Below are 9,440 nucleotides of genomic sequence, written 5' to 3' on the forward strand. Positions count from 1 at the left end.
GAAGCTAAGTGTCGCTTTTCCCCAAAAGCGGCGCACCTTATCATACTTTTGTATATTTGCAAAATCGGGATGCTCCCGTAAAGTCTTTGTTGACATCCAATTTACCAGTTAATGCAACGGTACTGCCCGTTAGAGGGCTGCTAAAGTTGCTACCTCTCGGAACTAAACTGACATTACCATTAGGAACGGTGGCCTGTAAAGTGTAGGGATAAGTAGACAATAGGTCGGTAACAGAATCCACGCTAAAGACGCGCACTTTGTACTTGGTAGTGCCGTCAATTGTCAAAGAATCAGGAATTGTTGAAATGTCAAATATATCGCCACTTTGGGAAGGCTGACCAGGCGCAATCAATGAGTTTGTACTAATACCACCCTCATCGTCATTATCAGCAAGAACCTTACCCGTATTGGCATCTATAATTTCTAGGAAGGTGTCAAATTTGCTTTGATCTGTAGCGTCAAGAGCAAGTGTGATTCCTTGCCCGATTGCATCTGTATTTAAGTCATATTCATCCAGCCAGGTATAGCCACCGATATACCTAGCTGGAAACTGAAAGTCATTGTTATCCAACCGACCCGTTTTTGTATCAGAAGTTGTCATTTTAGTTTACCTCACCAATTAAATTTTATTGAAATGAATGATATTTTTCTAAGAGGCGAGAAAACGGGTTTCCTGGTAGATATCTAGTTGAGAAAGCAAACATCTTTTAGAGAAACCCGGTTTCTTGGCATAATTCCTGCGAATTTTACAAGAAAGAACCACTATTCAGAGCAGATTGATTCACGTTGTAAACCAATCCTAAATAGTTATCCCCCGATTTAATTGCCGTTGAACCTACAGCCGCCGCTCCATCTAAGATGATATTCACTGACTCAAAAGTTAATTGACTGTAATTAACACCAACTAACTTAATTTTATCTTCAGAACTAAAGTCAGTAATAAAATCAGCTTCATTAGCATTAATAGCAGGAAATTCTAAGACAAAGTTATCCTTTCCTGCGCCACCTGTAAGCACATCAAATCCTTTATCTCCCCATACCTCATCATCGCCATTGCCACCAAGTAAGACATCATTTTCCTTGCCACCATTTATGGTGTCATTACCCTCGCCACCGGTGAGAGTGTCATTCTCATTATTACCACTCAATACGTTATCACCATTGCCACCAGATAATTGATCGGAATGTTTCCCGCCAAATAATTGATCGTTACCATTACCACCATCAATGGTATCAGCACCTTTGTTACCATGAATCGTGTCATTACCGTCACTTCCGGTCAAATTATCATTACCTGATAAGGCAAATATCGGTTGACCAAAGGCTGATTCTGGGATACTGCGGTCATCATCATCGGTCAGTAAATATCGGTCATCTACAACTTGATTTTGTGGGAAATTAGTGGGTTCTCCACGATCGATTAGACTGATTGATGGCGTGTTAATTTCTACTGTTGCCGTTGGTGTTACTAAGGGTACTACCGTTACTGATGGTGGGGCTGTTGGTGCGGTATTTACAATCAGATTAACTGCACTCGAAGCACTAGATATATTACCTGCTGCGTCAGTAGCTATGGCAGTAAAGGCATAATTGCCATCGGCTAAAGTTTTTGTAGGGGTAAAACTCCACTTACCCGAAGCATCCGCTGTCGTAGTGCCGAGTTCAGTTGTACCTTGTAAGATTTTCACGGTACTATTGGCTTCCGCAGTTCCCGCCAGAGTTGGAGTGGTACTTTTAGTGGTGCCAGTGGTAGTCGTGAAGGTGGGTACTGCGGGTGCTGTTGCATCTATGGTCAGATTGACTGCACTTGAAGCACTAGATGTATTACCCGCCGCATCGGTGACTGTGGCTGTAAAGGCGTAAGTACCTTCAGTTAAGGCAGTAGAAGGTGTAAAACTCCACTTACCCGAAGCATCCGCTGTGACAGTCCCAAGTTCAGTTGTGCCTTGCAAGATTTTCACGGTACTATTGGCTTCGGCAGTCCCCGCCAGAGTTGGAGTGGTACTTTTAGTTGTGCCAGTGGTAGTCGTGAAGGTGGGTACTGGGGGTACTGTCGCATCTATTGTCAGATTGACTGCACTCGCGGCACTAGATGTATTACCTTCGGCATCGGTGACTGTGGCTGTAAAGGCGTAAGTACCTTCAGTTAAGGCAGTAGAAGGTGTAAAACTCCACTTACCCGAAGCATCCGCTGTCGTAGTGCCGAGTTCAGTTGTACCTTGCAAGATTTTCACGGTACTATTGGCTTCGGCAGTCCCCGCCAGAGTGGGAGTGGTACTTTTAGTTGTGCCAGTGGTAGTCGTGAAGGTGGGTACTGGGGGTACTGTTGCATCTATTGTCAGATTGACTGCACTCGCAGCACTAGATGTATTACCTTCGGCATCGGTGGCTGTGGCTGTAAAGGCGTAAGTACCTTCAGTTAAGGCAGTAGAAGGTGTAAAACTCCACTTACCGGAAGCATCCGCTGTGACAGTACCGAGTTCAGTTGTACCTTGTAAGATTTTCACGGTACTATTGGCTTCGGCAGTCCCCGCCAGAGTTGGAGTGGTACTTTTAGTAGTGCCAGTGGTAGTCGTGAAGGTGGGTACTGCGGGAACAACACCATCAACTAATACGCCTGTGGTGATGCCGCTGCTGAAGGTTAAGGTAGCTTTGGTGTTGCTGGCATTTTCAATGGTAGCACCGGTGGGTAAGGATAAGGCTGTGCCAACTGTGATGCCGTCGGTATCTAAGGTGCCAGAGGCAACAGTATAACGGAAGGTATGGGTGGTGGCCGATGCTCCTGTACCATTAAGAGTCGCGTTGACAGCGCCGCCAGTATCTAGGGTAATGGGTAAGTTTGCACCGCCAGTGATGGTGACGGCTTCGGAGAAGGTAACGGTGAAGTCCAGGTTTTCTCCGACTATGTAGGTTTTGTTCGCGGGTAGGCTGACACTGGTAATGGTAGGGGCTATAGTATCAATGACAAGAGCTTTACTCCCCCCAAGGGATTGGGCTGAACCCAAGACCGGAAGGGTTAAATTAGCATCGAGTCCCTCACTGTCTTTAATGGTACCGCTATTGAGGGTGAGGGAGTTGGTGGCCAAGTATTCTAGGTCAGGACTCTTATCTCCGCTTTGGACTGTGTATTTAAAGGTGAGGGTATCAGTGGCGCTACCGCTTAGGTAGGTAGCAAATTGATTGGTTGTACCGGTTTTGAGTTGCAGTTGAGGAATGGCTGTAACGGTTACAGGTTCGTCAAATTTTACTGTAATGTTGATGTCTTGGCCGACTTTGTAGAGACCATCAGCCGTCGTAGAGGAGACTTGGGTGATGATGGCGGGGGAGAGTCCCCACAACTCATTACCATTGATGCCGTCATCGGCAGTGAAATACAATTTACCATTCACGTTCGTGAGGTTGTTAGGGAATGAACCAATTTCCCCTGGGTAGAAGTCTTTGACCAAGACAGTACCGACGGCTGTTCCATCACTTTTCCACAACTCATAACCATTGGTACCGTCATTGGCATCGAAATACAAGGTGCCGTTTACGTTCTGGATGTAGGGCGATAATGCAGGATTTGTCCCTGGGTTGATGTCTTTGACCAAGACGGTACCGGCGGCTGTCCCATCACTTTTCCACAACTCATTACCATTGGTGCCGTCATTGGCTGGGAAATACAAGGTGCCGTTTACGTTAGTAAGGTTGAAAAGTTGTGAACTATTTACCCCTGGGTAGATGTCTTTGAACAAGACGGTACCCGCTGCTGTCCCATCACTTTTCCACAACTCATTACCATTGGTGCCGTCATCGGCTTGGAAATACAAGCTGCCGTTTACGTTCATGAGGCTGTTAGGGAATGAATTACTTCCTGGGTTGATATCTTTGACCAAGACGGTACCGGCGGCTGTCCCATCACTTTTCCACAACTCATAACCATTGGTGCCGTCATCGGCTTGGAAATACAAGGTGCCGTTTACGTTCGTGAGGCCGTAAGGGAATGAACTACTTCTTGGGTTGATATCTTTGACCAAGACGGTGCCAGCGGCTGTCCCATCACTTTTCCATAACTCATAACCATTGGTGCCGTCATCGGCTTCGAAATACCAGGTGCCGTTCACGTTCGTGGATGAACCACTTATCCCTGGGTTGATGTCTTTGAACAAGACGGTACCGGCGGCTGTCCCATCACTTTTCCACAACTCTTTGCCATTGGCTTGGAAATACAATGTACCGTTCACGTTCGTGAGACCGTAAGGGCCTGAACCCAATATCCCCGGGTTGATATCTTTGACCAAGACGGTGCCAGCGGCTGTCCCATCACTTTTCCACAACTCTTTACCATTGGTGCCGTCATCGGCTTGGAAATACAAGGCGCCGTTCACGTTCGTGAGGTTGCTAGGGAATGATGAACCCGATTTCCCCGGGTTGATATCTTTGACCAAGACGGTGCCAGCGGCTGTCCCATCACTTTTCCATAACTCTTTACCATTGGTGCCGTCATCGGCTTGGAAATACAAGGCGCCGTTCACGTTCGTGAGGTTTTCAGGGTTTGAACCCAATCCCGCTGGGTAGATATCTTTCAATACCTTGAAACCTAACAAGCCAGAGTAAGTCGCCAAGGCTTGATATCTGAAGGGAGTTGGGCAGTGGGGGAGGGGAGAGTCTCCTGGGTACTGATAAGTGAGTGACCAGGTGCCGCCTTTTGCCGCATTCCCGGTGGGGTTGGGATTCGCACTGATAGCTGCACCGCTGAGTTGGTGTAATTTTTCGATAAATTCTGCGCCCGCGTCTCCCGCCGCAACGGAACACCCATAAAGGAAGATGAGGCTTCCTGTTGTTCCCCACTGTTGTAATTGGTGGGCGTATAGGTTCAGAGTATCCAGACTCAGTTGGGTATTACCGAGATAGAGGATACCCGGAGCCCCGTGTGAAAGGATATGTATCGCTTCAATATCTTTTTGATTGGCTAAGGCATTAGTAATTTGTGTGATGCCGCTCAAATTTTTATTTAAAATCACAATTTGAGCGCTATCTATACCTTGGATCAGGCTTTGATAGTCTTGTACAGAGGAGTCAACGAAAATAATTTGCTTGTTCATAGTAGTCACCTTTTTTATTTTTTTTTGTCTAAAACTTACGCATTCAGGGCAATTACCAAGGTAGTAACTAGGCTTTTGGTATCTCACCAGAAGCTGAGTATAAGGAGATATTGTGTGAGTACGTAAGTTCTAAAAGTTTGAACCGAATGATGCTTCAATTTCTCTAAATCAGCATCAATATTGACTAAAGAAACCGGGTTTTTACTGAATCTGTGGGTTGCAACGAAGTATTTTCGTAAAAAACCCGGTTTCTATGTTTTGATCCGTAAGCTTGACTCAATAGCAATCTTACGATTGACTCAAATTAGGTGATTGCCTCCACCACATAATCCAACAAGGAATGATGCGATGTCAAAGACTCAACAAGCTTTTTCATATCCTCCTTGCATTCCTTAGTTTTAAGGAATTCTTCTGCTATCTCAACCAATAAATAGAGATTATCTGGGTCGGCACTAAAAGCCTTAACATTCTCTGTCAGAAGCGGTTGAAAGCGGTAGTATTCGCTCTCTCCGTAAAGTAATTCTTTGGCAACATAATCATTGGCATCATTTGAACCATCAAACAATACATCTAGCATCGGGATACCTTTGACTATGCTTACCCAATTCAAGCTACCCCACTCTTTCGCTTCTTCAACTGTAATCCGATTCAAAGCCATACCAGAACCAAAAGAAGCGACTACAGAAGGAAAATCTTTAAATTGTTTGCGTCCTTCGGCGATTGCACAAAGTACAGGGTTATTGGCAACAACACCGCCATCAATTAAAGGGATACCTTCATCCGGGATTTTTATAGTTGTCTCTTTCCCTGCTTTTGTAGCTGTTTTTGCCTTTACTTTAAGAGATTTAAGAAATTCCTTATTCTGGGTAACGTGAGCCGGAAAAGCCATAGGTGCAGCGCACGATGCTCTACAAACTTCCCACACTGGCATTGTTTTATACTCTTCTCGATAGTTCTTGAAGATTACAGCATCGTGATTATAGACATCGTAGCTTGGGATGACTACTAATTTTGGCAATTGACCAAATTCCTGACAGCCAAATACACTTTTGATTACCTCCTCCAGACCTTTGCCATTGGAGAAAGGTTGAAGCATAAATTTCTTGTCATTCTTATCGTCTTGACAAAATAGATGTAAAGGATCTAATTTGCTGAAGTCAATATTTTCCTGAATCACCTCACCCAACCAAACTTTCAAAGTCTCTTTGAAATTAGGAAAAATTTTCATGCCATTTTCTAGGTAAAATCCCTTCAGTTGTTTGGCGGAAAGTCCACTAGCTATTCCGCAAGCAATCAGGCTACCTGTGGAAGTTCCGGCAATGATATCAAAGTAATCTTTTAATTCCTTTTCGGGATTCTTTTCCTGTAGCTCTTCTTCTAGCTTTTCTAGCAAAACCGCCGTTAAAAGACCACGAATTACGCCACCGTCAAAAGAAAGAATATTGTATGGAGATTTTGGAGGTTTATGGGTGAACATTTCAGTTCCTCTCTGAATGATAGGTTGTTAATTTAGTGAATCGATACTAATTTCCAAAGTGTTCGTGATAAGAGAAGGTGTTACATCGTTGGCAATTTACAGATTTTTTTCATACTTACCTTATGCTCACGAGTCCTTTAGTTCGTAGTTACACAATAACCTTCTCACCTCAACCTCCACAGTGGGAAAAAGTCAGAAAAGGCCAGAACTTTATATGAAGATTTGATAAATAAAGTAAAAAAAAGTAACAATAGTTAGAAAAAGTGATAGTCTATAAGAGTAATTACTTAGTCACTGTTTTACACTTACAGCTAATGACTCTCGAAGAAGCCTTAGCCATTTTAGACACCCTGCTCAAACCAGGCCACTTAAACGACGTTCAAGACCTAGTATTCCGCCAATCTTGGCAAGGACAGTCTTATCAAAACATGGCGGATACATCAGGATACGATGCCGACTACTTAAAAGATATCGGTTCCCAATTATGGCGAACAATTTCTCTGGCATTGGGAACTCAAGTCACAAAACGCAATATTCACTCAATCCTTGAATCATGTACACGCCCGTCTCCCGATAAAACACCGACAACCACATCACCCCATTTGCCCGATTGTTGGGCTAATTGTCACCTTTGGGAAGCTTTGGGCTTAAAACGTTATCCAGAGGAACAAGCGATCGCCTTCCTAAATCCTTCCTTAATAACAAAAACCCACCACAATTTATCAGAGGCGATCGACGTTTCTATTTTCTACGGGCGTAGCCAAGAATTAGCTACCCTTAAACATTGGATTTTAGAAGATCGTTGCCGCTTAATTACCCTGATCGGTATGGGCGGGATTGGCAAAACTGCTTTATCGGTAAAGTTAGCAGAAAAAATTCAAAGTGACTTTGAATTTGTCATCTGGAAAAGCCTGCGAGATAGTTCACCTTTACCCGAAGAATTAGCTAAAATTATCCAATTTTTATCACAGGATCAAACTACCGATTTACCCCAGGTTGTAGGCGAACGCATCTCTCTTCTTATCAAGTATTTACAGCAGCATCGGTGTCTGATTATCCTTGATGATTTAGACTTCCTTTTCCAGAGTGGTAGCTATGCAGGCACTTACCGCGAGGGATTCTCTAACTACAGCCAACTTCTGAGACAAATTGCTGAAACCAATCACCAAAGTTGCGTGCTAATTGTCAGCCGAGAAAAACCGAGAGAAATTGCATCTTTAACCGGAGAAACTTTACCCATCCGATTCTTGCAACTGCAAGGTTTAGCACCAGTCGCAGCCAAGGAAATCCTCAAACTTAAGTCTTTAATAGGAACCCCTGCTGAAGAAGCGGAACTAATAAAATGCTACCAAGGTAATCCTATAGCTTTAAAAATAGCAGCGAGTTCCATACAAGATTTATTTTCGGGAAATATTCGAGATTTCTTTGAACAAGAAGAAACTATTTTTAATGGCATTCGCCTTTGGTTAGATGAACAATTTAATCGCTTATCTCCGATAGAGAAACAAATTATTTACTGGTTAGCCATTAACCGAGAACCAGTTTTGCCTACAGAACTTCTAAATGATATCGTCCCGCCAGTTTTCCATGCAGAATTATTAGAAAGCTTAGAATCTCTCCAGTGGCGCTCTCTCATTGAAAAAGCCGCAATTCAAGTCCCGGAAAAAAGTATTTTTGGCTTCACTCAGCAGCCATTAATCAGAGATTATATCACAGAAAAAATAATTGAGCAACTCTACCAAGAAATTACTAAAGAAGAGTGCAATAGTTCTACATCCTCTTGTTCCTTGTTTCCTTTTCTTCAAAACTATGCTCTGATTAAAGCTACAGCCGAAGAGTCGGTCAGAAAAAATCAAATTAGCGCCATTGTTACGCCTTTAATTTCCCGACTCCTAGTTACGTACAACACCACCGAAAACTTAGCCGAAAAACTCAATTACATTTTAATCAAATTAGCAGATCAGGGTGTAGCACCCGGATATGGGGCTGGTAATATCTTCAATTTATTATGTCAACTTCAACTCGATTTAACGGGCGCTGATTTTTCTGATATCACTATTTGGCAAGCAGATATGAGGGGTGTTAATCTGTACCAAGTCAACTTTTCGGGCTCTAATTTGGCCAAATCGGTTTTTAGTACACCCCTAGAAAATAGTCATAATTTAGTTAGAGATAGCCGCGAACAAACAATTGAATTTTCAACTGTTGAAATGGAAAAGTATGGCAAAAATCTCTCCCCTTCAAGAATTTATGAAGGCATGAATATCAAGGGCGTTACAGGTTTAACTCAAGGGCAAAAATTCTTGCTAAAAGCTTTAGGTGCTGTCGAGTAAGCTGTCCAATTATTTAAGTTGCCAACTAAAACGTCCAGATGTTCGGATGTTTATCGTTTAGTTGGTGGGTGATGCTGTGGGGCTAGGCCACCCTAAAGCGCTTGTGACAGTTCCTAAGTCTTGCGGGTTCGTAACCGTTTGTGATAAACCTAGTTAAATCTATAGGATTTAACCTAAAATGATTACAGGTAAAGCCACCGCAAACGCCAAATCGTAAAACGCCCAATCGTAAGCAGTTCTTTACCGAATATGACAGCCAAGACAACATTTTTGTTGAATCATTGAGGCGGATTTTGATTGACTCAAAATGTCGATCGCTAGCAATCTCTAGTTTTTAACCAGCGGTTTCTCAATCATTTTCATGCTCAGCCATTGTCGTGAGATCAGAAACCCGGATTCTCTCATACTCGATGGAGAGAGAAACCCGGTTGCTCAATCATTTTCCGGCTTTGAGCGATCGCCCGATCGCTCAGAAACCCGGATTCTCTCATACTCGATGGAGAGAGAAACCCGGTTGCTCAATCATTTTCCGGCTTTGAGCGATCG

The 9,440-nt window shown here is 43.5% G+C and carries 5 protein-coding genes; 2 read left to right on the forward strand and 3 right to left on the reverse strand.

The window, feature by feature from the left end; translation table 11 throughout:
• Positions 1–40: 40 nt before the first annotated feature.
• The 3 genes from QUB16_RS31965 to QUB16_RS31975 form a co-directional block, all read right to left on the reverse strand.
• Positions 41–601 carry a hypothetical protein gene (locus QUB16_RS31965; RefSeq protein ID WP_333322317.1) on the reverse strand — a complete coding sequence of 187 codons (561 nt, stop codon included), beginning with the start codon at positions 599–601 and terminating at the stop codon, positions 41–43.
• Positions 602–746: 145 nt separating this feature from the next.
• A complete protein-coding gene (locus QUB16_RS31970) occupies positions 747–5,084 on the reverse strand; it encodes an ELWxxDGT repeat protein (RefSeq protein ID WP_333322318.1) in 4,338 nt (1,445 codons plus the stop codon).
• 304 nt (positions 5,085–5,388) lie between these two features.
• A complete protein-coding gene (locus QUB16_RS31975) occupies positions 5,389–6,561 on the reverse strand; it encodes a patatin-like phospholipase family protein (protein WP_333322320.1) in 1,173 nt (390 codons plus the stop codon).
• A gap of 314 nt (positions 6,562–6,875) precedes the next feature.
• Between QUB16_RS31975 and QUB16_RS31980 the strand changes: the two genes are divergently transcribed.
• Together QUB16_RS31980 and QUB16_RS31985 are read left to right on the forward strand one after the other, a co-directional pair.
• A complete protein-coding gene (locus QUB16_RS31980) occupies positions 6,876–8,894 on the forward strand; it encodes an NB-ARC domain-containing protein (RefSeq protein ID WP_333322321.1) in 2,019 nt (672 codons plus the stop codon).
• A gap of 361 nt (positions 8,895–9,255) precedes the next feature.
• A partial coding sequence (locus QUB16_RS31985) for a hypothetical protein (RefSeq protein ID WP_333322323.1) occupies positions 9,256–9,440 on the forward strand: 185 nt, incomplete at its 3' end.

The sequence above is a fragment of the Microcoleus sp. D3_18a_C4 genome, assembly GCF_036702415.1.
Lineage (GTDB): Bacteria > Cyanobacteriota > Cyanobacteriia > Cyanobacteriales > Microcoleaceae > Microcoleus.

Bases quoted from the DNA above. Each gene is read 5' to 3' on its own strand.
- QUB16_RS31975 (WP_333322320.1), bottom strand. From the start codon at position 6,561: ATGTTCACCCATAAACCTCCAAAATCTCCATACAATATTCTTTCTTTT.
- QUB16_RS31980 (WP_333322321.1), top strand. From the start codon at position 6,876: ATGACTCTCGAAGAAGCCTTAGCCATTTTAGACACCCTGCTCAAACCA.
- QUB16_RS31970 (WP_333322318.1), bottom strand. From the start codon at position 5,084: ATGAACAAGCAAATTATTTTCGTTGACTCCTCTGTACAAGACTATCAA.
- QUB16_RS31965 (WP_333322317.1), bottom strand. From the start codon at position 601: ATGACAACTTCTGATACAAAAACGGGTCGGTTGGATAACAATGACTTT.